At 68.1% G+C, this 23,683-nt stretch carries 20 protein-coding genes and 1 tRNA gene; 11 read left to right on the top strand and 10 right to left on the bottom strand.

What is annotated here, in order from left to right; genetic code table 11:
- The first annotated feature begins 2 nt into the window (after positions 1-2).
- The gene (rnt, locus tag ACK4SG_RS02100) at positions 3-647 is read left to right on the top strand and encodes a ribonuclease T (protein WP_409599220.1); all 645 of its coding nucleotides are present in this window, start codon (positions 3-5) and stop codon (positions 645-647) included.
- A gap of 10 nt (positions 648-657) precedes the next feature.
- On the opposite strand, the gene ACK4SG_RS02105 is transcribed toward rnt, so the two are convergent.
- From ACK4SG_RS02105 to rnr, 3 genes are all read right to left on the bottom strand, one after another.
- On the bottom strand, positions 658-927 hold the full coding sequence (locus ACK4SG_RS02105; RefSeq protein ID WP_409599222.1) for a CBU_0592 family membrane protein: 270 nt from the start codon (positions 925-927) through the stop codon (positions 658-660).
- Positions 927-1,673, bottom strand: a complete 747-nt coding sequence (gene rlmB / locus ACK4SG_RS02110) for a 23S rRNA (guanosine(2251)-2'-O)-methyltransferase RlmB (protein WP_409599224.1) — start codon at positions 1,671-1,673, stop codon at positions 927-929. Before rlmB ends, ACK4SG_RS02105 begins: the two co-directional genes overlap by 1 nt.
- A gap of 102 nt (positions 1,674-1,775) precedes the next feature.
- Entirely contained in the window at positions 1,776-4,193 is a 2,418-nt protein-coding gene (rnr, locus tag ACK4SG_RS02115) for a ribonuclease R (RefSeq protein WP_409599226.1), read from the bottom strand.
- Between the two features lie 97 nt (positions 4,194-4,290).
- Between rnr and ACK4SG_RS02120 the strand changes: the two genes are divergently transcribed.
- Positions 4,291-4,375 (top strand) — tRNA-Leu (locus ACK4SG_RS02120).
- A 101-nt stretch (positions 4,376-4,476) separates the two neighbouring features.
- Here ACK4SG_RS02120 and ACK4SG_RS02125 read toward each other — a convergent pair.
- Positions 4,477-5,238: a flagellar brake protein gene (locus tag ACK4SG_RS02125; protein WP_409599228.1), complete on the bottom strand. Its 762-nt coding sequence runs from the start codon at positions 5,236-5,238 to the stop codon at positions 4,477-4,479.
- 57 nt (positions 5,239-5,295) lie between these two features.
- A complete protein-coding gene (locus ACK4SG_RS02130) occupies positions 5,296-6,621 on the bottom strand; it encodes a dicarboxylate/amino acid:cation symporter (RefSeq protein WP_409599703.1) in 1,326 nt (441 codons plus the stop codon).
- 112 nt (positions 6,622-6,733) lie between these two features.
- Here ACK4SG_RS02130 and ACK4SG_RS02135 point away from each other — a divergent pair, with 112 nt between their 5' ends.
- The gene (locus ACK4SG_RS02135; protein ID WP_409599230.1) at positions 6,734-8,461 is read left to right on the top strand and encodes an alkaline phosphatase; all 1,728 of its coding nucleotides are present in this window, start codon (positions 6,734-6,736) and stop codon (positions 8,459-8,461) included.
- 31 nt (positions 8,462-8,492) lie between these two features.
- Here ACK4SG_RS02135 and ACK4SG_RS02140 read toward each other — a convergent pair whose 3' ends face one another.
- Entirely contained in the window at positions 8,493-8,912 is a 420-nt protein-coding gene (locus ACK4SG_RS02140; protein WP_409599232.1) for a CopD family protein, read from the bottom strand.
- Positions 8,913-8,987: 75 nt separating this feature from the next.
- Here ACK4SG_RS02140 and ACK4SG_RS02145 point away from each other — a divergent pair, with 75 nt between their 5' ends.
- The 5 genes from ACK4SG_RS02145 (at position 8,988) to ACK4SG_RS02165 (ending at position 12,661) form a co-directional block, all read left to right on the top strand.
- Positions 8,988-9,581, top strand: coding sequence for a class I SAM-dependent methyltransferase (locus ACK4SG_RS02145; RefSeq protein ID WP_409599234.1), 594 nt, complete (start codon positions 8,988-8,990; stop codon positions 9,579-9,581).
- 55 nt (positions 9,582-9,636) lie between these two features.
- Complete coding sequence (locus tag ACK4SG_RS02150) at positions 9,637-10,977, top strand: polyhydroxyalkanoate depolymerase (RefSeq protein ID WP_409599705.1); 1,341 nt, start codon at positions 9,637-9,639, stop codon at positions 10,975-10,977.
- A 50-nt stretch (positions 10,978-11,027) separates the two neighbouring features.
- On the top strand, positions 11,028-11,954 hold the full coding sequence (locus tag ACK4SG_RS02155; protein WP_409599236.1) for a peptidylprolyl isomerase: 927 nt from the start codon (positions 11,028-11,030) through the stop codon (positions 11,952-11,954).
- 213 nt (positions 11,955-12,167) lie between these two features.
- Positions 12,168-12,338: an antitoxin MazE family protein gene (locus ACK4SG_RS02160; protein ID WP_409599707.1), complete on the top strand. Its 171-nt coding sequence runs from the start codon at positions 12,168-12,170 to the stop codon at positions 12,336-12,338.
- Positions 12,335-12,661, top strand: coding sequence for a type II toxin-antitoxin system PemK/MazF family toxin (locus tag ACK4SG_RS02165; protein ID WP_409599238.1), 327 nt, complete (start codon positions 12,335-12,337; stop codon positions 12,659-12,661). The genes ACK4SG_RS02160 and ACK4SG_RS02165 overlap by 4 nt, the downstream gene beginning before the upstream one ends.
- Positions 12,662-13,183: 522 nt before the next feature.
- Here ACK4SG_RS02165 and ACK4SG_RS02170 read toward each other — a convergent pair.
- The 4 genes from ACK4SG_RS02170 to ACK4SG_RS02185 all read right to left on the bottom strand — a co-directional run bounded on the left by ACK4SG_RS02170 (position 13,184) and on the right by ACK4SG_RS02185 (position 19,814).
- Positions 13,184-14,668: an RHS repeat domain-containing protein gene (locus tag ACK4SG_RS02170; RefSeq protein ID WP_409599240.1), complete on the bottom strand. Its 1,485-nt coding sequence runs from the start codon at positions 14,666-14,668 to the stop codon at positions 13,184-13,186.
- An 84-nt stretch (positions 14,669-14,752) separates the two neighbouring features.
- Complete coding sequence (locus tag ACK4SG_RS02175; RefSeq protein ID WP_409599242.1) at positions 14,753-17,278, bottom strand: TonB-dependent receptor; 2,526 nt, start codon at positions 17,276-17,278, stop codon at positions 14,753-14,755.
- 84 nt (positions 17,279-17,362) lie between these two features.
- Complete coding sequence (locus ACK4SG_RS02180) at positions 17,363-19,414, bottom strand: sulfotransferase (protein ID WP_409599244.1); 2,052 nt, start codon at positions 19,412-19,414, stop codon at positions 17,363-17,365.
- Between the two features lie 46 nt (positions 19,415-19,460).
- A complete protein-coding gene (locus tag ACK4SG_RS02185; RefSeq protein ID WP_409599246.1) occupies positions 19,461-19,814 on the bottom strand; it encodes a GFA family protein in 354 nt (117 codons plus the stop codon).
- A gap of 99 nt (positions 19,815-19,913) precedes the next feature.
- Here ACK4SG_RS02185 and ACK4SG_RS02190 point away from each other — a divergent pair, with 99 nt between their 5' ends.
- The 3 genes from ACK4SG_RS02190 (at position 19,914) to ACK4SG_RS02200 (ending at position 23,672) form a co-directional block, all read left to right on the top strand.
- Complete coding sequence (locus tag ACK4SG_RS02190) at positions 19,914-22,112, top strand: M1 family metallopeptidase (RefSeq protein WP_409599248.1); 2,199 nt, start codon at positions 19,914-19,916, stop codon at positions 22,110-22,112.
- A gap of 17 nt (positions 22,113-22,129) precedes the next feature.
- The gene (locus ACK4SG_RS02195; protein ID WP_409599250.1) at positions 22,130-23,014 is read left to right on the top strand and encodes a hypothetical protein; all 885 of its coding nucleotides are present in this window, start codon (positions 22,130-22,132) and stop codon (positions 23,012-23,014) included.
- 61 nt (positions 23,015-23,075) lie between these two features.
- Positions 23,076-23,672: a PleD family two-component system response regulator gene (locus tag ACK4SG_RS02200; protein ID WP_374557381.1), complete on the top strand. Its 597-nt coding sequence runs from the start codon at positions 23,076-23,078 to the stop codon at positions 23,670-23,672.
- Positions 23,673-23,683 lie beyond the last annotated feature (11 nt).

Genomic DNA, 23,683 nt, shown 5'->3' on the forward strand with positions numbered 1-23,683 from the left:
GGATGACGGAACCCCACGACGCACTCACCTTCCCGCCCATGGCCGACCGGTTTCGCGGCTACCTGCCCGTGGTGGTGGACGTGGAAACCGGCGGCTTCGACTGGAATCGGCATGCCCTGCTGGAGATCGCTGCGGTACCGATCGAACTCGATGCCGCCGGCCGCTATGTGCCAGGCGAAGTCGCGCATGCCCACATCGCACCGGCGCCCGGCACCGAGATCGACCCGAAATCACTGGAAGTCACCGGCATCAAAATCGGCCATCCACTGCGCGGCGAAGTGGACGAACGCACCGGCCTGGATGCGATCTTCGTGCCGGTCCGCGCCGCGGTGAAGAAGCATGGCTGCCAGCGCGCCATCCTGGTCGGCCACAACGCCCACTTCGACCTCAACTTCCTCAACGCCGCGGTGGCACGGGTGCAGCACAAGCGCAACCCGTTCCACCCGTTCAGCGTGTTCGATACGGTGACCATGGCCGGCCTGGCCTATGGGCAGACCGTGCTGGCGCGCGCGGCGATGGCCGCGGGCCTGGGATGGGACCCGAAGGAAGCACACTCGGCGGTGTACGACACGCTGCAGACCGCCAGGCTGTTCTGCGCGATCGCCAACGCCTGGCCCCTGCAGCGGCCTGCGTCGGGCGATGCCTGAACGCCGGGGCCTACGGGGCCTTGGGGGCGCTGCGGGCCTTGAAGGTGCGCACGATGCCGTAGGCGCTGATGGCCATCCAGGTGGCCTCCAGCACGAACACCGAGACGTTGAACTTGCCCAGCAGCGACACCAGCACGCCGCCGGAACCGAACAGGTTCAGCAGCTGGTAGACGATGCCGGTGCCGGACAGCCGCCCGGCCTGCAGCAGGAAAAAGGCCACCAGCACGGCCAGCGTGCCGGCGATGCCCACCCAGTCGTACCACGCCAGATTCAGTGCCATCACGCGCTCCTCTGCCGCACTGCTTCGAACAGGGCGACGCCGCTGGCCACCGAGACATTCAGGCTCTCGAACCCGCCCGGCATCGGAATCTTCACCAGCCCGTCGCAGTTGTCCCGGGTCAACCGGCGCAGGCCCTCGCCCTCGCTGCCCATCACCAGCGCCACGTTGCCCTTGAGATCGATGGCATACAGCGACGCGTCCGCCTCGCCCGCCAGCCCGTAGATCCACACGCCGGCCTTCTGCAGATCGCGCAGGGTGCGCGAGAGGTTGGTCACGCTGAAGATCGGCAGCGTGTCCGCCGCACCGGCGGAGGTCTTGCGCACCGTCGCGTTGACCTGCACCGCCTTGTCTTTGGGAATGACCACCGCAGTGGCGCCCGCCGCGGCCGCACTGCGCAGGCAGGCGCCCAGGTTGTGCGGGTCCTGCACGCCGTCCAGCACCAGCAGCAGCGCCTTGCCCTCGGCCGCCTCGACCAGCGCCGGCAACTCGTGCTCGTCCCAGGTCTTGGCCGCCGCATAGCGCGCCGCCGCACCCTGGTGGCGGACGCCGCCGGCCACGCCGTCCAGCGCCTGCTGGGCGACCCGGCGCACGTCGATGTCCTTGCGCCGCGCCTGCTGCTCGATCTCGGTGATGCGCGGATTCTTGCCGCCGGCTTCCAGCAGCACTTCGCGCACATGTTCGGCATCGTGCTCCAGCGCGGAAGCCACCGCGTTCAGGCCGACGATCCATTGGGAGGATTTACTCATGCGCACATTGTGCCGCAAGGCCACCTGCGCGGCATGCCGGCCACCACGGCACACCGCGGCAGGCACCGCCCCGGAGCATGGCCGCTGTCGGAGCGGCCGCCCTCAGTACGGCCGCTTGGCACGCTTGGCCGGCTTGCCGCGCTCTGGCGCCGGCGGCAGTCCGGCGTCCTCCTCGGCCAGGCGGAAGTCGATCTTGCGCTCCTCCACGCTGGCTTTGAGCACCACCACCCGCACGCGATCCCCCAGTCGGTAGGTGTGGCCACGGCGTTCGCCGGTCAGCGTCTTGCGGACCGCGTCGAAGTGATAGAAATCGCGCGGCAGCTGGGTGACGTGGACCAGCCCGTTGACCTTGGAGTCGTCCAGTTCCACGAACAGGCCGAAGCTGGTGACGCCGCTGATGGTGCCGTCGAATTCCTTGCCGACGTGGCCTTCCATCCATGCGGCGCGGTAGCGCTCGTCGACCTCGCGCTGGGCCTCGTCCGCCCGGCGCGAGCGCTCGGAGCATTGCAGCGCCAACGCCGCCATGTCGTGCGGCGAGTATTCGTAGGTCTCGGGACTGCCGCCACGCAACGCATGCTTGATCGCCCGGTGTACCAGCAGATCGGCGTAGCGGCGGATCGGCGAGGTGAAGTGCGCGTAGGCCTCCAGCGCCAGCCCGAAGTGGCCGATATTGTCCGGCGCGTACACCGCCAGCGACTGGCTGCGCAGGATCACCGACTCCAGCAGCGCGGCATCGGGCCGTTCGCGGATTTTCTCCAGCAGGTTGCGGAAATCCTTGGGCTTGACCTTGCTCCACGGCGGCAGCCGCAGGGCGAATTCCTTCAGGAACTCCTCAAGGTCGGCGTACTTGGATTCCGGCGGCTTGTCGTGGTCGCGGTAAGGCGCCGGGATACGCGCATCAAGCAGGAACAGCGCGGCCTGCACATTGGCCGCGATCATGCATTCCTCGATCAGCTTGTGGGCGTCGTTGCGCTGGAGCATGCCGGCCTGGGTCACCACGCCCTGGGCATCCAGCACGAAACGCACTTCGCCACTCTCGAACTCAATAGCGCCGCGCTTGGCGCGCGCCTTGTCCAGCACCTTGTAGAGCTGGTGCAGGCGCTGCACCTGCGGCAGCAGCGGGCCGATCTTGGCCAGCGCCGCCGCGTGGTCGTCCTCCGGGATGCCCTCGCCCACCGCGTTCCACACGTCGGTGTAGGTCAAGCGGGCGTGCGAATGCATCACCGCCTCGTAGAAGCGCGACTCGCGTACGCTGCCGTCGCGCCCCACCTGCATGTCGCAGCAGAAGCACAGGCGATCGACCTTTGGATTGAGCGAGCAGATGCCGTTGCTCAGGGTCTCCGGCAGCATCGGCACCACGAAAGCGGGGAAGTACACCGAGGTGGCACGCAGCTGCGCCTCGTCGTCCAGCGCGGTGCCGGGGCGGACGTAGTGCGAGACGTCGGCAATGGCCACGATGAGGCGGAAGCCGTCCTTGTTCGGCTCGCACCAGACCGCGTCATCGAAGTCCTTGGCGTCCTCGCCGTCGATGGTCACCAGCGGCACGCCGCGCAGGTCAACGCGCCCGGCGACATCGGCCGGCTGCACCTCCAGCGGCACCGCCGTGGCCTGCGCCAGCACCTCGGGCGGGAACGCGTGCGGGATATCGTGGCCGTGGATGGCCGCCTCCACGGCCTGCGAGGCGGTCAGCTTGTCGCCCAGCACCGCCAGCACTCGTCCGATCGGCGGACGGTGCGCTTCCGGCGGCTGCAGGATCTCGGCCACCACCAGCTGGCCGGCGCGTGCGCCGTTGCGGGCGTCCTGCGGGATCAACACATTGCGCTGGATGCGCTTGTCGTCCGGCACCACGTAAGCGATGCCCAGTTCTTCGGTATAGCGGCCCAGCAGGCGGGTCAGGCGGCGCTCCAGCACCTCGACGATGGTCGCCTCGCCACGCCCGCGCCGGTCCATGCCGGTGATACTGACCAGCACGCGGTCGCCGTGGGTGACTTTGCGCATCTCGTAGGGAGGCAGGAACAGATCGTCGCCGCCCTTCTCCGGACGCAGGAAGCCGAACCCGTCCGGGTTGGCGATGACGGTGCCGGCGATCAGCTCGGCCTGCGCCGCCGGCACGTAACCGCCCCGGCGGTTCTGCAGCAGCTGGCCGTCGCGCAGCATCGCCGACAGGCGTTTCTGCAGCGCTTCGAACCGATCCGGCGCGGTCAGTCCCAGCTTGCTGGCCAGTTCGGTGTCGTCCATCGGACCGTCCTGGGCCGCCAGCACCTGCAGGATCATCTCGCGGCTGGCAATCGGCTGGGCGTAGCGCTGCGCCTCGCGCTGGGCATGGGGATCGGCGATGGGCGCGGCCGGCGGCGGGCCCTGCCGGCGCTGATGGGCCGGCACCGCTACAGGCTCGGGCATCCACGGCGGGCGCTTGCCCCCGCCCTTGCCGCCACCGCGGGACGCTTTGCCGGGACCGGACGATGCACCGCCGGAGGCCTTGCCGCGACCTGGGCCGCGCTTGCTTGGGGGTTTGCTCATGCCGCGATGGTACAGGCCTGCAGCACCCACCGGAATCGTTCGCAAAAAACTGTTGACAGCCTCGCCTTGTGCCCGGAGAATGCGCGCCTCACCACCGGCCCAGGTGGCGGAATTGGTAGACGCACTAGTTTCAGGTACTAGCGGGTAAAACCGTGGAGGTTCGAGTCCTCTCCTGGGCACCACGCTTCGAACAGGCACCGCCTTGACGACGCAACAAGAAACCCGCCAGCGGCGGGTTTTTTTGTGTCCTCTGCAAGGCGGGCCGCCCTGCTGCTGGCGTGCGTTATTCCAGCGCGCGCCGCCGCGCCAGCTGGTCGCGGTCCAGCTGCAGCAGGTAACGGAACAGCTTGCGCTGCACCGCTGGCGTCAGGTCCACGAACTCGCAGCCGGCCTGCGCGACGTCATAGCCAAGATGGCCTCGCAGCAGCACATGGCGGACTTGCAGGTTGACCTCCACCTCGCCCACGTCGGGCAACTCGATCCGGCACCCCCGCAGCAGGTCACCCACCTGGAACTGCACGGCCGAGCGGGTGGCCACGATCGCCAGGCCGCCGCCACCGATATCGCGAATCGTGGCTTCCACCTCGCGCTCGGTTTCCGGCAGGTGCAGCAGGCAGGCCAATGCCCCGAACGGCGGCTCGCGACGGATGAACTCGCGCCGCTGCAGGTAGAGCATGCGCTGCGGGATCGGCAGGCGCAGCGCCGGCTTGTCTCCGTAGGTATCCAGCCGGGCCGGGCCGCTGGAAAACCGCAGCGCGGCGCGGTCCAGGCTGCCTTCGATCCGCAGCAAGTGGGCAGCCATCCAGACGTCCAGCAGCTTGCGGCTGGATGGCACGTCGATCCACAGGGCACGTTCATCGACCTTCAGCAGCAGGGTGGCCATGGTGTCCAGGCTTCCCTCGGCGCGCACGGTCAACGCGCAGCGCTCGCCCGCCATGCGCTGCAGGTGATGGCGGATTTCGGTCGCGTCGTGGACGTAGAACTTGTCGTAGTAGCCGTCCAGATCGGCCACGTCCTGCTCGGAAGGGGGCGGAGTTTCAGTCATCACACCAGATTAACGGCTCCCGGCCCCGTGCGCTTGATGGCCCCCGACCAGCGGGCGTCAGGGCTGCTCGGCCGCGTCGCCCTCGCGCACGCCGAGATTGGTCGGCGCGGCGTCGTAGGTGGTGCGATCCAGCATCCCGGTCTCGCGCGCCACCAGCACCGGCACCAGGACCTGGCCGGTCACGTTGGTCATGGTGCGCATCATGTCCAGCACGCGGTCGATGGCATAGAGGTAGCCGATGGTCTCCAGCGGCAGCCCGGCCGCGGAGAGCACCACGGTGGCCATGATCACCGCCGTGCCCGGCACCCCGGCGGTGCCGAAGCTGCCCAGCACCGAGGCCAGGGCGATGATCAGATACTGCGCCAGCGACAGCTCGATGCCGGCGTATTGCGAGATGAACACTGCGGCCAGTGCCGGATAGATGGCACCGCAGCCGTCCATCTTGATGGTCGCCCCCAGCGGCACCGCAAACCCGGCATAGTCCCGGTCCACCCCCAGGTTGTGGGTGGCGCTGCGCAGCGAAGCGGGCAGCGCGGCGAAGCTGCTGGACGCCACGAACGCCACCTCCATCGCAGGCGCGGCGCCGCGGAAGAACTTCAGCGGGTTCAGGCCATGTGCCAGCAGCAAGCCGCTGTACACCACCACGATGTGGAAGGCGCAGGCCAGGTACAGCGCCACCACGAAGCTCAACAGCGGGCGCAGCTGCTCGAAGCCATAGCCGCCCACCAGCGCGGCGATCAGGCCGAACGTGCCCAGCGGCGTGAACTCCAGCACGTAGCGGGTGACCTGGATCATCAGCTCGCTGGCTTCGCCCACCAGCTTGCGCACGCCGGCGACCTTGTCGCCCAGCTTGACCATCGCGAAGCCGACCAGGCCGGCGAAGAAGATCACCTGCAGCACCGTGCCGCTGCGCGGCACCAGCACCTTGGTGCCATCGGCCAGCTTGGCGGTAGCCGCACCGCCCAGTGCCTGGAACGGATTGGCCGGCACCAGGTTCAGCAGCATGTCGACGGCGCCGGGCACGTCCTTGGGCGTGTAGTCGGCCGCCATGCGCAACTGACCGACGCCGCTGCCAGGCTGCAGCAGCCAGCCGAACATCAACCCCACGCCCACCGCCAGCACCGCCGTCAGGGCAAACCACAGGAACGTACGGCCGGCCAGCGCGGCAATCGATTGTTTCCCGCTCAGCGAAGCCACCGCATTGATCACCGCGAAGAACACCAGCGGCACCGCGATCATCGAGATCAGGGTGACATAGAGATCCCCCAGCGGCCCGAACCACACCTCGGCGTCCTTGCCGAACGCCCAGCCGGCCAGCGCGCCCAGCACGAAACCGAGCAATACGCGCTTCCAGAACTTGATGCGGAACCACCAGTCGAACATGCGGGCCATCCGGGCATCGGGCAGGCCACCACGATACCCGACCCTGGCCGGCCACGGCAGTTGAAACCCGCGCCGCCATGCAATCGCCACCCCAACCCGTGATAATGGCGTGATGAAGAGTCCGCATACCCCCGTCCGTCTGCTGCCGCTCGCCTGTGGCCTGCTGCTGGCCGCCTGTGCCGGCACTCCGTCCACCCCACCCGCCCCGCCGCCCTCGATGGCCGTGCATGTGGACGTGCCCGCCATCGCCCGCCCACAGGGTGAAACCCCGGCCTGGTGGTATCGCGACGGCGCCGCCCAGGCGGCTGAGCGGGGCGCCATGCAGGGCCGCGCCCGCAACGTGATCGTCTTTCTCGGCGACGGCATGAGCATTGCCACGGTGACCGCCGCACGCATCCTGGAAAGCCAGCGCAAGGGCGGCAGCGGCGAGGAAAACCGGCTGGCCTGGGAGGGCTTCCCTGCCACCGGCCTCAGCAAGACCTACAACACCAACTCGCAGACGCCAGACTCGGCCGGCACCATGAGCGCCATCGCCACCGGCGCCAAGACCCGGATCGGCGTGCTCAGCATCGGCCAGGACGCCGCACGCGGGGACTGCAAGGCCGCCTTGGCCACGCCGCTGCTGACCCTGTGGGAACTGGCCGCTTCCGCCGGCATGGCCACCGGCGTGGTCACCACCACCCGGGTGACCCATGCCACCCCGGCGGCCACCTACAGCCATAGCGCCGACCGCAACTGGGAGAGCGATGCCGACCTGCCGCCCGAAGCGCAGGCCGAGGGCTGCGTCGACATTGCCCGGCAGATGATCGAAACCCCCTACGGCCGCGGCCCGGACGTGCTGATGGGCGGTGGCCGCAGCAACCTGATGCCGGCCAGCCAGCGCGACCCCGAATACGACGACAAGGTCGGCGCGCGGCTGGACGGCCGCGACCTGGTCGCCGAATGGCAGCAGCGCCATCCGGGCGGCGTGTATGTCTGGAACGCGGCGCAACTGCGTGCGGCAGCGGATGACCGGCCGCTGCTGGGGCTGTTCGAACCCGACCACATGCACTTCGAGCACGATCGCCCGCAGGACCGCGCTGGCGAGCCCTCGCTGGCGGAGATGACCCGCGCCGCCATCACCCGGCTGGCGCGCGATCCCCATGGGTATGTGCTGCTGGTGGAAGGCGGCCGCATCGATCATGCCCACCACGCCGGCAACGCCTACCGCGCGCTGGACGAGACCATCGCCTTCTCCGACGCGGTTCGGGTGGCCACCGAGATGACCTCGGCGCAGGACACGCTGATCCTGGTCACCGCCGATCATGCGCACACGCTCAGCTTTGCCGGCTATCCGGCGCGCGGCAACCCGGTGCTGGGCAAGGTCCGTGGCGGCAGTGGCGAGGACAGCGACCCGCACCAGCTGGCGCGGGACGCCACCGGGCTCCCCTACACCACCCTGAGCTACGCCAACGGCCCAGGCTACGTCGGCGCCAGCGCCCGCCAGCCGGAAGGCCCCAAGCGCTTCGAACACAACGCCGAGGACGTCCGCGCCGCCCGCAATGGCCGCCCGGACCTCACCAATACCGACACCGAAGACCCCGATTACATGCAGGAAGCCCTCGTCCCGACCCGGGCAGAAACCCACGGCGGCGACGATGTCGGCATCTGGGCAAGCGGCCCCGGCAGCAGCGCGGTGCGCGGCTCGCTGGAGGAAAACGCGATCTACCACATCCTGCTGCAGGCCACCCCGCGCCTGCGCCAGGCGCTGTGCGCGCAGGGGCTGTGCGACGGCAACGGCGTACCGGTGGCGCTGCCCAACCCCGGCGCCTTTGCCACGCCGCCTGCGCCCGCACGCTGAGTCCGCTGCTCACGCCGTTCCGTCAGACCGTTCAGAACGGCTTGGCCAGCACCAGCCAGACCACCATCACCAGCAGCGGCAGCGGCAGTTCATTGAACCAGCGCAGCGCGTACGGCGAGGCCAACGCCTTGCCCTGCGCCACGGCTTTCAGCTGGCGCCCGGTGATGATGTAGAACACCAGCAACAGGGCGACCAGTGCCAGCTTGGCGTGCAGCCAGCCGCCGCTGATGTGGAAGTGCAGCCACAGTGCCAGCCCCAGCACGAAGGCGATGCCAAACATCACGTGCCCGAAGCGGTACAGCCGGCGCCCCATCAGCAGCAGGCGCTCTCGCACGGCAGGCACATCGCCCACTTCGGCCAGATTGACCAGGATCCGCGGCAGATAGAACACCGCCGCCATCCAGGCGATGACGAACACCAGGTGGAACGTCTTGGTGAGCAGATAGGCCATGTGAAGTCCCGGGTTGGTTGGCAAGCGGCCCGCAGCGGACATCGGATGTCGGGCAGGCATCCGTAGAATGCCACGATGACCAAGCTCTATGACCGCGCCTACTTCGACCGCTGGTACCGCGATGGCGGCATCGGCCACGCCGCGCGGCTGGCCCGCAAGGTGGCGCTGGCGGTGGCCACCGCCGAGTACCACCTCGAACGCCCGATCCGCACCGTGCTGGACATCGGCTGCGGCGAGGGCGCCTGGCGCGCGCCGCTGCTGAAATTGCGACCCAAGGTCCGGTACATGGGGTTCGACAGCAGCGACTATGCCATCGCCCGCCACGGCCGACGGCGCAACCTGCACCACGCCCGCTTCGGCGATTTCGCCCAGCTGCGCCCCTGCCCGCCGGCCGACCTGCTGGTGTGCAGCGATGTGCTGCACTATCTGGACGCGCGCGAACTGGATCGCGGGCTGCCGGCACTGGCGGAACTGTGCGGCGGCGTCGCGTTCATCGAGGTATTCGCCCGCGGCGACGGCGCGGAAGGCGACCAGCACGACTTCAAGCAGCGGCCGGCGGCGTTCTACCGGAACCGCCTGCGCGCCCTGGGCCTGCGCCCGCTGGGCTCGCACTGCTGGCTGTCGCCGGCGCTGGCACCGCAGGCGACCGCGCTGGAACTGCCGGACTGAAGGCGCGAGCCGCGACAGCCGTCACGGCGCCACGAGGCCGATGCGTTATGCTGCAGTGCCGCAAACCGGGCGCAACGCAAGACTCACCACCATGCTCCTGTACCAACTGCACGAACTCTGGCGGGCCGGCCTTGCGCCCTACGCCTACTGGGCCGATGCCGGCGCGAAGATGTATTCCGCGCAGGACAGCTGGCTGTCGATGCTGCCCGGCGCGCAGCGCACCGCGGCCGCCTGCGAATTGATGTACCGGCTGGGCAAGGACTACGAGAAACCCGAATTCGGCATCCACCAGATCGAGGTCGAGGGCCTGCCGATCCCGGTGGTGGAACGGGTGGCGCTGGAAAAGCCGTTCTGCCGGCTGCTGCGTTTCAAGCGTTACCACGACCAGGCCGACGGCCTGGCGCGGATGAAGGACGACCCCACCGTGCTGGTGGTGGCCCCGCTGTCCGGGCACCACGCCACCTTGCTGCGCGACACCGTGCGCACGCTGCTGGCCGACCACAAGGTTTACATCACCGACTGGACCGACGCGCGCATGGTGCCGGCCGCCCAAGGCAGCTTCACCCTCGACGACTACATCGGCTACGTGCAGGACTTCATCCGCCATATCGGCACCGATGACCTGCATGTGATCAGCGTCTGCCAGCCCACCGTGCCGGTGCTGGCGGCCGTCTCGCTGATGGCCGCGCGTGGCGAACCCGTGCCGCGCTCGATGACCATGATGGGCGGCCCCATCGACACCCGGCAGTCGCCCACCGCGGTCAACAACCTGGCCACCCGCCAGCCGCTGTGGTGGTTCGAGAACAACGTGATCCACACCGTGCCGGCCAACTACCCCGGCGCCGGCCGCCGCGTGTATCCCGGTTTTCTGCAGCATCTTGGCTTCGTGGCGATGAACCCGGAACGCCACTTGATGTCGCACTGGGACTTCTACCAGGATCTGGTCAAGGGCGATCTGGAAGATGCCCAGGCCCACCGCCGGTTCTACGACGAATACAACGCGGTGCTGGACATGCCGGCGGAGTACTACCTGGACACCATCCGCATCGTGTTCCAGGAGCATCTGCTGCCGCGCGGGCAATGGGACGTGGCCGGCGAGCGCGTCGATCCTTCGAAGATCCATGGCTGCGCGCTGCTGACCATCGAAGGCGAGTTGGACGATATCTCCGGCCAGGGCCAGACCCGCGCCGCGCACGCCCTGTGCACCGGCATTCCCAAGGCCGACCGCCAGCATCTGACCATAGAAGGTGCCGGACACTACGGCATCTTCAGCGGCCGCCGCTGGCGCACCCAGGTCTATCCGCAGGTGCGCGCCTTCATCGCCGCCCATCGCGGCACGACGCCACCTGCATCCACCGCGACGACGACGCAGAGCAAGCCCATGCGCAAGCGCTGAGGGCGCCATCCGCCGCGCTATGCTGGGCACCTGCCCACCGGAGCCCGACGATGCGCGCCCCCCTGCTTGCCACCGCCCTGCTTGCCCTGCTGACCTGCAACCTGCACGCCGCGGATGGCGCCGCGCCCCCCAAGCGCAAGTCCGCGCAGGAGATCATCGACGCCGCACCGGCCAGCGCCTGGCGTGACCTCGACCCGGCCAACACCCTGTACATGGAATTGCCCGCTGGGCGGGTGGTGATCGAGCTGGCCCCCGGTTTTGCACCGGAGCATGTGGCGAACATCAGGACGATGGCCAAGGGCGGGTTCTGGGACGGCCTGACCATCTACCGTTCGCAGGACAATTTCGTGGTGCAGTTCGGCGACGCCGAGGGCGAGGAGGCCGGCAAGGCCAAGCCCTACCCCGCCGGCACCCGCACCCACCTGCCGGCGGAATTCACCCGCAGCGACCAGGGCGTGCGCTTTGACCGCCTGCCGGACGTGGACGGCTGGGCACCGCAGGTCGGCTTCGTGGACGGCTTTCCCGCCGCACGCGACCCGAACACCGGCAAGGTCTGGCTGGCCCACTGCTACGGCATGGTCGGCGCCGGCCGCAATACCCCGCCGGACAGCAGCATCGGCGCCGAGCTCTACGTCGTGATCGGCCAGGCGCCGCGTGCGCTGGACCACCAGCTCAGCGTGGTCGGCCGGGTGGTCAAAGGCATGGAGCTGCTCAGCGTGATCCCGCGCGGCCCCGCGCCGATGGGCTTCTATGCAAAGCCCGAACAGCGCGCGCCGATCCTGTCGATCAAGCTGGCCAGCGAGGTGCCCGAGGCCCAGCGCACCCCGCTGCAACTGCTGCGCACCGACAGCCAGGCGTTCATCGACGCCACCGAGGCACGCCGCAACCGGGTGGACGATTTCTACACCCAGCCCGCCGGCCACATCGACCTGTGCAACGTCCCGCTGCCGGTCCGCGAGACACCCGCGGCGAAGTGAGCCACACGCACTGACGAGGAAGGCGGTGCTTGGAGAAGCTTCCGAGAAAGCTCCACTTTTGACGTCAGCGATTGGACGGGGGATGACCGGGCAGGTCACTCTTGCTCTGTTGCATGTAACACATGAAGGCCGTAGAGTGTTGCATGTAACAACAAGGAGGCCAACATGGCACACGTCAATTCAAGAGTTCAGAAGCACCGCGACGCCCTGCGCATGGCAGGGTTGCGCCCGGTGCAGCTCTGGGTGCCGGATACCCGCCGTCCCAACTTCGCTGAGGAATGTCGCCGTCAGTCGCGCCTTGCCGCTGAGGCTGACAAGGCCGACACCGATATGCAGCACTTCATGGATGAAGCCTTGGCTGACGTGGACGGCTGGACGGAATGAGGCGAGGCGATCTCGTAACCATCACCATGCAGGGCGACTTCGGCAAGCCAAGGCCCGCCTTGGTGATTCAGGCTGACCAGTTCGACGAGCACGTCACTGTAACCGTGCTGCCGGTGACGAGTACGCTTGTGGCTGCACCCTTGTTGCGCATCACGGTTCAGCCGGACGCCGGGAACGGCTTGCAGAAGCCTTCGCAGGTCATGGTGGACAAGGCCATGACCGTGAAGCGCGATAAGGTGGGGCCAGCCTTCGGGCGCATTGATGTTGATGCACTGGTGGAGGTTGAGCGTTGTTTGGCCGTGTTCCTTGGCATTGCCAAGTAGAAACAACGGCAACCCAATCACCCACTGCGTTTTATGCTATGCAAACCCGCTGCCGCGTTTCCAGCGGGGACCACTTCTGCGCGCCATCTCGCAGGTATTGGATTCGGTCATCGCCGCACATCAGTAGCCACGCACCACAACCCAAAAACAACAAGGCCCGCAACTTGTGTTGCGGGCCTTGTGCGTTATGGGCGATCAGGCGGCGAATCTGGATCCGTTAATCCTGGCTTGTAACTCAGCACCTCGTTTCGTGTGAGCAAGGTATTTCCATCAAATGCGGCAAGATCGGACGGTTCTAATTTCTGTCGAGACCGATACTCACCAGCCTGAAGAACCGAACTTCCATCTTCGGAAAAGACTCGGCACTTCACAACATTTAACGCCACTTGGTCGCAATCGACCCATACGCCGCCATCTTCACCACCCACCCATTTTGCTGCCATTGGAACAGTGCCAGGCCGTGAAGGAATAGGCGAAGTGCCACACCCTGCAACAACAGAGACAAGGCAAAACAACACGACATTAGTTCTGCTTTTTTTCGGGCGGATCATAAGTCACCTTTTCATGGCCACTCTGCCAATCGCCTACAGCGCTCGTAGGGACAACCGCCGAGCTTTTGAATGATGAATCGCCCGCATTGATGACGCTGGTCGCAAAGGTTGCGCAGTTATTCGATGTCAGCGAATAGCCCTCGCGATTTTGGTCGGAGTTTTGCGCCATCCGTCCTTCTGCATACCCCTGCATTGCAGCGAAGTTATCGTTCTTCACGTAGGCGCCTTGGATCGCACCTCCATGACCAGCTTTTTCTGATATTTGCCCTAAAACCTTTTGCATAGACTGCGGGGTTGGCTTCCCATCCTTACCCATAGTCACATTCGAAACAGGCACGGTTCTAACGATGCCCTTCCCACCTTTGTCGTAACGACCGTACTCGTAGTACTTGGTGTGCCCATTTTTGTTATCAATGAGAAGCACGCCTGCGTGACCAAGCCCTGGAACCTTAAGTGGCCCGACTGTGATCTTGTAATCAGGGAAGACAATCGGCACCCCATCACGCCCATCCGGATCGCTGAACCGATATGGGTTGTTGAAGGCGTAGGAGTAGCGGTTGAAGTTGGTCAGCGGCTTCTCGTAAGCCGTGACCGGATCAACGGATAGGAACCGCCCGATCTGCGGATCGTAATACCGCTGCTGCATGTAAATCAGCCCACTCGCCGCATCCATCACGTGCCCCGTGTAGCCCACCCGATCATCATTGATCCGGTTCAGCAGCAGCCCGTACGGCTCGTATTCGCTGGTCTCGATCACCGCGCCCGCGCTGTTCGTCTTCGCAATCGGGCTGCCCAGCGCATCCGTGTGCACATAACTCACCGTCGCCGTCTCCGATCCAAGCGGCCGGCTGAGCTCCGCCAGCAGACTGCCCGCGAAGTACACGTTGTTGATCCGCCGACCCGCCACTTCGTCCCGCTGCCACACCACCCGGCCGTCCTGCGCGTACATGCTGTACCTCCGCTGCCCGCCGCCGCTGTCCTGCCGCACCCGCCGGCCCAGACCGTCATAGCGGTAACTCAGCCCCGCCACGCTGCGCAGGCGGTTGCCAACATCGAAGGCGTAGCTGGCGCCGTTCTTGACCGACAGGTTGCCTTGCACGTCATACGCCAGGGCAATAGCCGCCGGGCTGGTGCTGCAGCTGGGCCCCGTGCGCACGAAGTCCAGGCGGTTGGTGCTGGCGCTGTAGCAGTAGTAGTGGGTCCGGGGCTGGCTGCCACCGCTCACCGTTGCCTGCACCAGGTTGTCGGCGGTGTCGTAGGCATAGCCGGCCGCGCCGAACATCGGCGAGCTGGTGTTGGTGAGCCGGTCCAGACCGTCGTAGCCCATGCTGCGGGTCTGGCGGCCTGCTGTGGTGCCGTCGGTAATGGCGGTGATTTGCCGTTGTAGCCGTAACCAATGCCGCGGGATGGTTGCAGCGTACCCAAGGGCATGGTCTCCACGACCAACGAAGGCCATGACCGATCGGCGCCCGCTATGGCGGCGCTGCCCGGGCGGCCCTTGGGCCGCCCTCCTCGTTGCATCAGAAATCGCGGGAATGTTTTAGAACTCGCGGCTGACCCGAACCCCCAGCGTACGCGGCTGCGCGATCACCGTATAGGGCTCGTAGCCACAGGTGAGCGCCGCGCACTGGGCGAAGCGGGTCATCTGGGCACGCTGGTCGAACGCATTCTTGAGGAATACGTCCACCGACCAGCTGTCCTTGCGCCAGCCTGCCGACAGGTCGACCAGCGTATAGGCGTCCAGATAGCCCAGCAGCGCCGTCTCCGCGGCCCGCAAGTCCACCCGCCGCTTGCCGGCATGCGACAGCGAGGCCTGCCAATACGCCTCGCCAGACCCCAGATCGAAGGTGTAGCGGGCATTCAGCGCGCCCTTGAAGCGCGGCGTGACCGGCAGCGCGGTCCCGGCCGCCGCCTGCGGCCCATTCACCACATTACCGTTGGGATCCAGCGTGCCGGGCGGGCAGACCGTCTCGGGCTTGCCGTCCGGGCGCAGCCAGCCACAGTAGTTCGCGGTCAACTTGGCGTCATACCAGGCAAAGCTGCCGGTGAACTGCAGGCTGTAGGTGGCCGCCCAGCTCAGGTCGAGCTCCATGCCGTCGATGCGGGCCTGGTTGGCGTTGCGGATCTCGGTCAGGCCGTTCTGGCCGAGGTAGGAGAACTGGAAGTCCTTCCAGTTCTCGCGGAACACCGCGCCATTGAAGACCAGGGTGCCATTGGCCCAGGAGGTCTTCCAGCCGGCTTCGTAGTTGGTCAGGAAGTCGGACTTGTAGGGCGGCAAGGTGCCACGCCGGTTGATGCCGCCGGGCCGGTAGCCCTGCGACCAGGTGGCGTAGACCAGCTTCTTGTCGTCGATCTTCCAGGTGGCGTTGAGGCGGTAGATGGCGTCGTGCTCCTTGACCTGCTTGTCCACCACCTTGCAGGGAGCGCCCTCATACGGCTGCCAGTTGGAGGGCGCGCCATATTGCGCAAGACAACCGGCTTCACCGTAGCGGTCCGCCGGGTCCAGACTGCTGCCCGAGGAATACCCGTTGGCGAACCCGAAAAAGCCCTTCAGGCCGTTCTCGGACCGGAACCATCGCCCGCCCGCGGTCAGCTCCAGCTTGTCGGTGGCGTCGACGCTGATCTGGCCGAACACGGCCTGGTCGCGGTCGCGGCGGTCCTGCTCGGTCAGCCAGATGGTCTCCGGCCAGCCGCTGACCGACAGCGCGTCCGCCAGCCCATCGATGCGGTAGCGCTGCTCGATGTCGTGGGTCTGCTCCTGCCAGAACAGCCCTGCCACCAGGCGCACCCGGTTGTCCTGCGGCGAAGCGATGCGCAGCTCGTGGCTGGTCCGCCTGTAGCCGTCCTTCGCATTGATGTGCTGGGCCGGATTGATGAGGTCGCCGTTGTTGTCGTAGAAGTACGCGCCGTAGCCGGCCAGCGCGTCGTACCAGTAACCGTAGTCGCTGTAGTCCGACGCGGAATCGACGTCGCGCTTGAGGTGCGAGAACACATAGGTCAGGTCGAAGTTGCCGACCTTGCCTTCCACCGTCATCGCGGCCTGGTACCAGCGGTCGTCCGAGAACTCCGGGTAGAAGTGCTTGACTGCCATCTCGCCGCTGGACGCGTCGTAGCCGGCGGCGGCGCTGCCCACCAGCGGGTCGATGCCGGCGCTGCCATAGGCTTTCTGCTTCTGCGCGATGACCTGCGGGGTGATGGTCCAGCGGTCGTTGATGTCAAAGCGCAGCGCGGCGCGCATGCCGGCGGTGTCGGCGGTGTTGTAGTTCTTCTCGGCCAGGTCGGCGTTGTCGTCGACGATCCCCGAGGTGGGGTAGGTGCGGGTGCCGCGCAGGTTGTCCACGTAGCCGGCATCGTGCTTCTGCCAACCCACCAGGCGCACCGCCGCGGTGTTCTCCTTGATGGGCAGGTTGACGAAACCTTCCAGCACGTGGCCGATGCCGCCGCCGTCGATGGCGTTGACCTCCACCGCGGCACCAGCCGAGAAGCCGGTCGGATCCGGCTTGCGGGTGATGATGCGCACCGTGCCCGACTGCGAGCTGGCGCCGTACAGCGTGCCCTGCGGGCCAGCCAGCGCCTCCACCCGGTCGATGTCGTACATGTGGATGTCGAGCGCGCCCTGGATGGTGGTGATCGGCTGCTCGTCCAGATACATGCCCACGCTGGGCTGGGACCCGGAATGGTTGCCGTCGCCGCCGCTGGCCACGCCGCGCATGTACACCTGCACGAAGCCCGGCCCGGAGAACACGCCGCCACCGGCGGTGCCGTAGCTCAGGCTGGGGATCAGCTTGGCATAGTCGCTGAACGATTGAACGTTCTGCTGTTCCAGCTGCGCATTGCCCAGCACCTGCAGGCTGATCGGCACCTTTTGCAGGTTTTCCTCGCGCTTCTGCGCGGTCACCGTGACGGTGTCGAGGGTGCGCGCCTCCTTGTCTTTCTGGGCGGCAGGCGCGGCCTGCTGCGCCCACGCCGGGGCGGCGAAGGCCAGCGCGACGGCGGCGGCCAGCGGGATCTTGCGGAATTGCCGGTAACGGCCAACCTGGCGTTGGCCATGCTTGCTTGCGTGCATCGCGGACTCCCCTCCGGATCGTGACAGCAGTTTGATGTTGCGGTTATGGGTACCCTGGTGACCAATCGTGCCTGCTCCACCTATTTACGCCTGCTCCCCCCACGCCGGCAACTGGGCCGGCGGCGGGACCGCCGGGTAATGGGTCAGCACCGGGCCCAGCGCGTCTTCCAGTGGCCCCAGCCAAGGGGCGAAGCGGCGCCACTGGTCCAGTCCATCGCGGTAGATCGGCCGGCGGACCTGCTCGGAGCTGGCGGTGCGCACCGCGCGGTCGTTCTCGAAGAAGCGCAGGCAGCGCGGATCGAACTCCAACCCGCAGTAGTCCAGCAACGCGCGCACCTGCGCCTCGGTGTCGGCCACCATGTCCTCGTAGATCACCCGGTGGATGCGCCCCGGCAGCACGGCGTCGAAATGCGCCATCAGCGCGACGTAGTCGGCGTAGTACTGGCCCAGGTCGGCAAGGTCGTAGCTGAAGGCCTGGCCGCGGGCGAAGTGCTGCTTGAAGTTGGAGAAGCAGCAGGCCAGCGGATGGCGACGGGCGTCGATGATCTTCGCGTTCGGCAGGATCGCGTGGATCAGGCCGACGTGGGCGAAGTTGTTCGGCATCTTGTCGATGAACAGTGGCCGGCCTTCGCGTCGGTGCACCTGCGCCCGGCGCAGGTAGTCCTCGCCCAGCGCGGCCAGTTCCGCTGGCTCCAGCCCGGCCAGCACGTCGTGGTAGGACGTGGTTTCCGGGTTGCCGTCGCGCTGGCGCAACTCGCGGGTGATCGCGATCAGCGACGGCAGCTCCATCGTGCCTTCCACCTGCGGATGGCTGGAGAGGATCTGTTCCAGCAGGGTGGAGCCGGCCCGCGGCATGCCCACCACGAAGATCGGGTCCGGCGCCGGGCAACCGGCCCCCGCGCGCGCCGCGAAGAAGGCGGGCGTGTAGGTGCGGATGGCGCGGCGGGTCCGTTCGCGCCCCAGCCCGGCGTCGTACGGCAGCTGCGCACGCCGCAGGGCATTGCCGCGCGCGTAGTGGGCGAACGCCTCGGCGTCCTCGCCGGCGTCCTCCAGCCCCTTGCCCAGCGCGAACTCGAAGTGCAGGCGGGCATCGTCGTCCAGATCCGTGCGGCGCAGCTGGCCACGCATCGCCTCGAGGTCGGCGGCATCGAAGCGCACCGTCTTGAGGTTGGCCAAGCTCCACCACGCACCGCCGAAGCCGGGCCGCAGCGCGATGGCGCGGCGGTAAGCGGCCACCGCCTCGGCGGTGCGGTTGGCGGTCTTGAGCGCGTGGCCGTAGCCCAGCCACACCTGCCACTGGTCCGGCGCGCGGGCCAGCACGCTCTCGTAGCCGGCGATGGCGCCATCGAAGTCGCCCAGCTTGCCCAGCACCACCGCGCGCATGTTGCGCAGCGGGGCATTGCCCGGGTCGCGCTCCAGCAGCCTGTCGATCTCGGCCAGCGCTTCTGCATGCCGGTTCGCGCGATTGAGCACCACCGCATAGTGCTGGCGCGCGGCGTCGAACCCGGGCGCACGCTCCAGCGCGTGCTCGAGCAGCAGCGCGGCCTCGTCGTTGCGGCCCAGCCGGACCGCCAGTTCGGCCAGCATCCGCACGGCCGCCACGTCGCCCGGTTCGCGCGCCAACCGCGCGCGCAATCGCGTTTCCGCCTCGGGCAAATCCCCGCGCGCCAGGGCATCCGCCGCCGCCAGCAGCGCCGGATCCCGCGCGCTGTGGCGCACGTGCTCGAGGTAGGCGGCATTCGCGCCATCCTCGTCCCCGGCGGCGAACCGCAGGTCGGCCAGCGCCAGCCAGGCTCCCGGAAGCGCCGGCTGCAGGGCCACCGCGCGCTCCGCGCAGGCCAGGGCGTCCACTCGCCGACCGGCGGCCGCGCGCACGCGCGCCAACGCCAGCCAGGTCATCGCCGAGCGCGGCTGCGCCCGCGCCAGCCGGTCCAGCCGATGCTCGGCCGCTGCCCCGTCCCCCTGTGCCGCGGCGGCCATGCCCAGCACCAGTTCGGCGCCGGGGTGGCCCGGCACCACCGCGAGGATCTCGTGGGCCTGCGCCTCGGCCAGGTCCGGCCGGCTTTCCAGCAACTGCCACGCGTGGGCCAGCGCCGCCTCCACGCTGGCGGCCGGTGCCGCATCCGCCGCACTCATCGCCGCCATCCCGTCCCCGGACGCGCCGGGCGATGGCCCCGGACGGTCATCGGCTGGCGCCGTCATAGGACACCACCGCCAGGCCGGCCAGGTCGAGACCAGGCAGGCAGCGCAGGTTCACCGCCACCATCGGCGCACCGGTCCCGGGATCGGCGCCCTCGCTGAAGGGCGCAACGCCGCAGGTGCGGCAGAAGTGGTGTCGGATGGCATGGGTATGGAAGGTGTAGGTGGCCAGGTCGGCCTCCGGCGTGCGCAGCACCAGCGCGGCGCGCGGGAAGAAGGCCAGCAGCCCGCCGCGGCGGCGGCACAGCGAACAGTTGCAATCGATGGCGGTGTCGATCGTGCCCTCCAGGGTGAACGCGATCGCGCCGCAGTGGCAGCTGCCTTCGTATGTCGCCATCCGCCCGACTCCCCTCGACCGTGACTACCGGCATGTTGCCACGTCCCATCGCTTCGCACATGGTGGAAACACTTTTGCCCGCACACCGCCGGAGAACCCATGCCCAGCCACCGGGTCGCCCTTGCCCTGTCCTCCCTGCTTGCGCTGTCCTCGGTTCCCCTCCTGGCCAAGGTGCCGGGGGCGGCCTCCGCACCCGCCCCCGGCACTGGTTGCGCCAGCATCCCGCTGGCCGCACCGGACGCCGGCGCCGTCCGCGAGGCGAGTGCCGCCAACGCCTGGGGCGGCCCGCGCCAGCCCGGTGCCGCCACCCTGTCCGATCGCGTTGTGGCCTATTCGATCGACGCCGAGCTGGATCCCGCCAAACACACCCTGCGCGGCAAGCAGCAGCTGACCTGGCGCAACCGCAGCGCACAGCCGGTCTGCAGCATCTACGTGCATCTGTACCTCAATGCCTTCGAGGGCCCCGGCAGCACCTTCATGACCGAGCAGCGGGCCAGCGAGCAGGGCTTCCGCAGCAATGTGGCCACCAAGGACGGCGAATACGGCTACATCCGCCTGGACAAGGTGGTGCAGGGCGGCCAGCCCGCGAAGTGGACCTTCGTGCAGCCGGATGGCGGCCCGAAGACCGACCGCAGCGTGGTCCGCATCGACCTGCCGCAGCCGGTGGCACCGGGCGCCAGCACCACGCTGGACATCGATTTCTTCGACCAGCTGCCACGAGTGGTGGCCCGCACCGGCTACTACGGCAGTTTCCACCTGGTCGGCCAGTGGTTCCCCAAGATCGGCGTGCTGGAACTGCCGGGCGAGCGTGGCGCCACCGCGCCGCGCTGGAACGCCCACGAGTTCCACCTGCACAGCGAGTTCTACGCCGACTACGGAAGTTACGACGTGCGCATCACCGTGCCGAAGGACTACACCGTCGGCGCCACCGGCCAGCTGGCCGGCAAGCCGGTGGAACAGGGCGGCAAGACCACCCATCGCTACGTCCAGCACGACGTGCATGACTTCGCCTGGACCGCCGACAAGCGCTACGCCAAGCCGCTGGTGAAGACCTGGAACGGCCCGCTGGGCCCGGTCGAGGTCAAGGTGCTCTACACGCCGGAATACGAAAGCAACGCCGAGCCGGTCCTGCAGGCCACCATCGACTCGCTGGACTACTTCTCGAAGACGCTCGGCCCCTACCCGTACAAGACCGCGACCGCGGTGGTGCCGCCCTACGGCGCCACCGAGGCCGGCGGCATGGAGTACCCGACCTTCTTCACCGCCGACAGCACCACCATGGTGGCGCCCGGCAGCATCGGCCGCTGGATGCTGGACTTCGTGACCGTGCACGAGTTCGGCCACGGTTACTTCTACGGCATCCTCGGCTCGAACGAGTTCGAGGAGCCGATGCTCGACGAAGGCATGAACGAGTACTGGGACCAGCGGATGATGTCCGGCCGCAAGCAGGACCTGGCGCTGGAAATGCCGTGGATGCGCTGGTTCAACATCGGCACCCGCATCGTCCCGTTCCAGATGGAGCGCCTCGGCGCCAGCCTGGCCGACCCGGCCGACCCGCTGGGCCGCAACTCGTGGGTGCGCCTGTCCAGCGGCAGCTACAACACCGTCTATTCGCGCACCGCCACCACCATGCGCCAGATCGAGGCGCTGGTCGGCACGCCGGCGATGGAGCGGGCGATGAAGCTCTACTACGAGCGCTGGAAGTTCCGCCACCCGTCGCTGGCCGACCTGCGCGACACGCTGGCGGAAGGCACCGGCAAGCCCGCCATCGTGAACGCGGCGTTCGACGCCTACATCTACGGCACCGGCCGCACCGATGACCGCGTGGAAAGCCTGTCCAGCCGCGAGGTGCTGCCGCTGCCCGGCTACTACGAGTACAAGGGCAAGCAGGTGCTGGTGGGCAGCAAGGCGATCGAGCAGGCCATCGAGAAGCACCGCAAGGCATGGAAGGACAAGCACCCCGATGCCAAGGACGGCCAGGGCGCGTTCCCGTACCGCACCGTCGTGGTCGTCCGTCGCGACACCGCCAAGCCGCCGCAGGTGCTGCGCATCCGCTTCGCCGACGGCAGCCACCGCGACTTCCCGGTGACCTCGCAGGAGAGCTGGCAGCGCATCGTGGTGACCACCCGCGCCAAGGCCGTCTCCGCCGAGCTGGACCCCGACCACCTGCTGTGGATGGACGCCAACAAGCTCAACGACAGCCGCACGCTGGAGGCGCAGCCCGCCGCGGCGCGCCGCTGGTTCGGCGATTTCGCCGCGCTGCTGCAGTCCTTCTTCGCCCTGCTGGCCACCATCTGAGGCGCACCCCGATGAACATGACCAATCGTCCGCTCCGCGCCCGCTCCTCGGTCCCGCATGCCCTGGCCGGCGCCCTGCAGTGGCGCCTGCTGCTCCTGTGGATCGGCGCCACCCTGCTGTCCGCGCTGATCGCGGCCCTGCCCGCCTGGGGCTGGCTGGGAAGCCTGCTGGACCATGCTGTGCAGGCCCCGGCGATCGCCGAAGGCCGCGCGCCGGGCCTGCTGCTGGAGGCACTGACCGCACGCACTACGCCGATGGGCGTGCTGGCCGAAAGCCTGTGGGCCGGCACCCTGCTGATGCTGCTGCTCTCGCCGTTGTTGGCCGGCGCCACCGTGGCCGCGGCGCGCAGCCGCACCGCGCCGGGCTTCGGCGACCTGCTGCGTGGCGGCATCGCCGAGTACGGCCCGATGCTGCGCCTGCTGCTGTGGTCGGTGATCCCGCTGGGCATCGCCGCGGCGATCCTGATGGGCGCCATCGGCTTCAACGAGAAGGCCAACGAGCACGCCATCCTCGCGTCCGACGTGGAGCATGGCCGCAACATCGCGCTGGCCGTGGGTGGCCTGCTGTTGCTGCTTGCCCATGCCGGCATCGAAGCCGGTCGCGGCTGGCTGGCCGCCGACGCCCGCCTGCGCTCGGCGTTCAAAGCGTGGTGGCGCGGCACCAAACTGCTGTGCCGCCGCCCGATCGCGGTGCTGTCGGCCTACGTGTTGCCCACCGTGCTGGCCCTGGTGCTGGCGGCGGGGTTGCTGGCCCTGCGCCAGCGCGTGGATGCCAGCGGCATGACCGGCTTCCTGCTCGCGGGGCTGCTGGGTTGCGCGATGGCGGGCGCCTTGGCCTGGGGCCGCGCGGCACGCCTGTTCGCCATGCGCGCCCTCGCCGAGGATGCCCACGCCCGCCGCTGACAGCCGGCGACATCGCTTCGGGTAAGATGCCCCCGGGGTCAAGACCTGGGGAACCTGCGGCGTGGCATTCTTCGATCTGATCAAGCGATGGCGCCCGGCCAGCACGCCGGGCGCGGCACCAGGCACCACCGAACGAGCCGGCCCGACGACCGCCAACGACCATCAGGCCGGCGAGCCGGCCGGTACCCAGGAGCGTCGAGAACGCGAGCGTCGCGGTGCGCGTCCCGGCACCCGCATCCTAGTGGTGGACGACTCGCCGACCATCGTCGCCCTGCTGAAACGGATGCTGCAGCAGAACCACTTCGAGGTCCTCGTGGCCTACGACGGGGAGAGCGCACTGGAGATCGCCCAGCGCGAGCGCCCGGACCTGGTGTTCCTGGACATCGTGCTGCCCGGCATCGACGGCTTCAGTGCACTGCGCAAGCTGCGCCGCGATCCGGCCACCAAGGACGTGCCGGTGATCATGATCAGCGGCAACGCCCAGGCCACCGAACAGTTCTACGTGCAGCGCATCGGCGCCGACGACTTCATGAAGAAGCCGTTCTCGCGCGCAGAGGTGTTCAGCCGCATCGAGCAGCTGCTGGACATGGACGGCATCCCCCGCCACGCCGTGCGTCCGCCGGTGCGCCAGGACAGTGCGGCCGCCCTCGCGGACTGAGCCGGCGACAC

It is taken from the genome of Thermomonas sp. (assembly GCF_046293095.1).
Classification (GTDB): Bacteria; Pseudomonadota; Gammaproteobacteria; order Xanthomonadales; family Xanthomonadaceae; genus Thermomonas.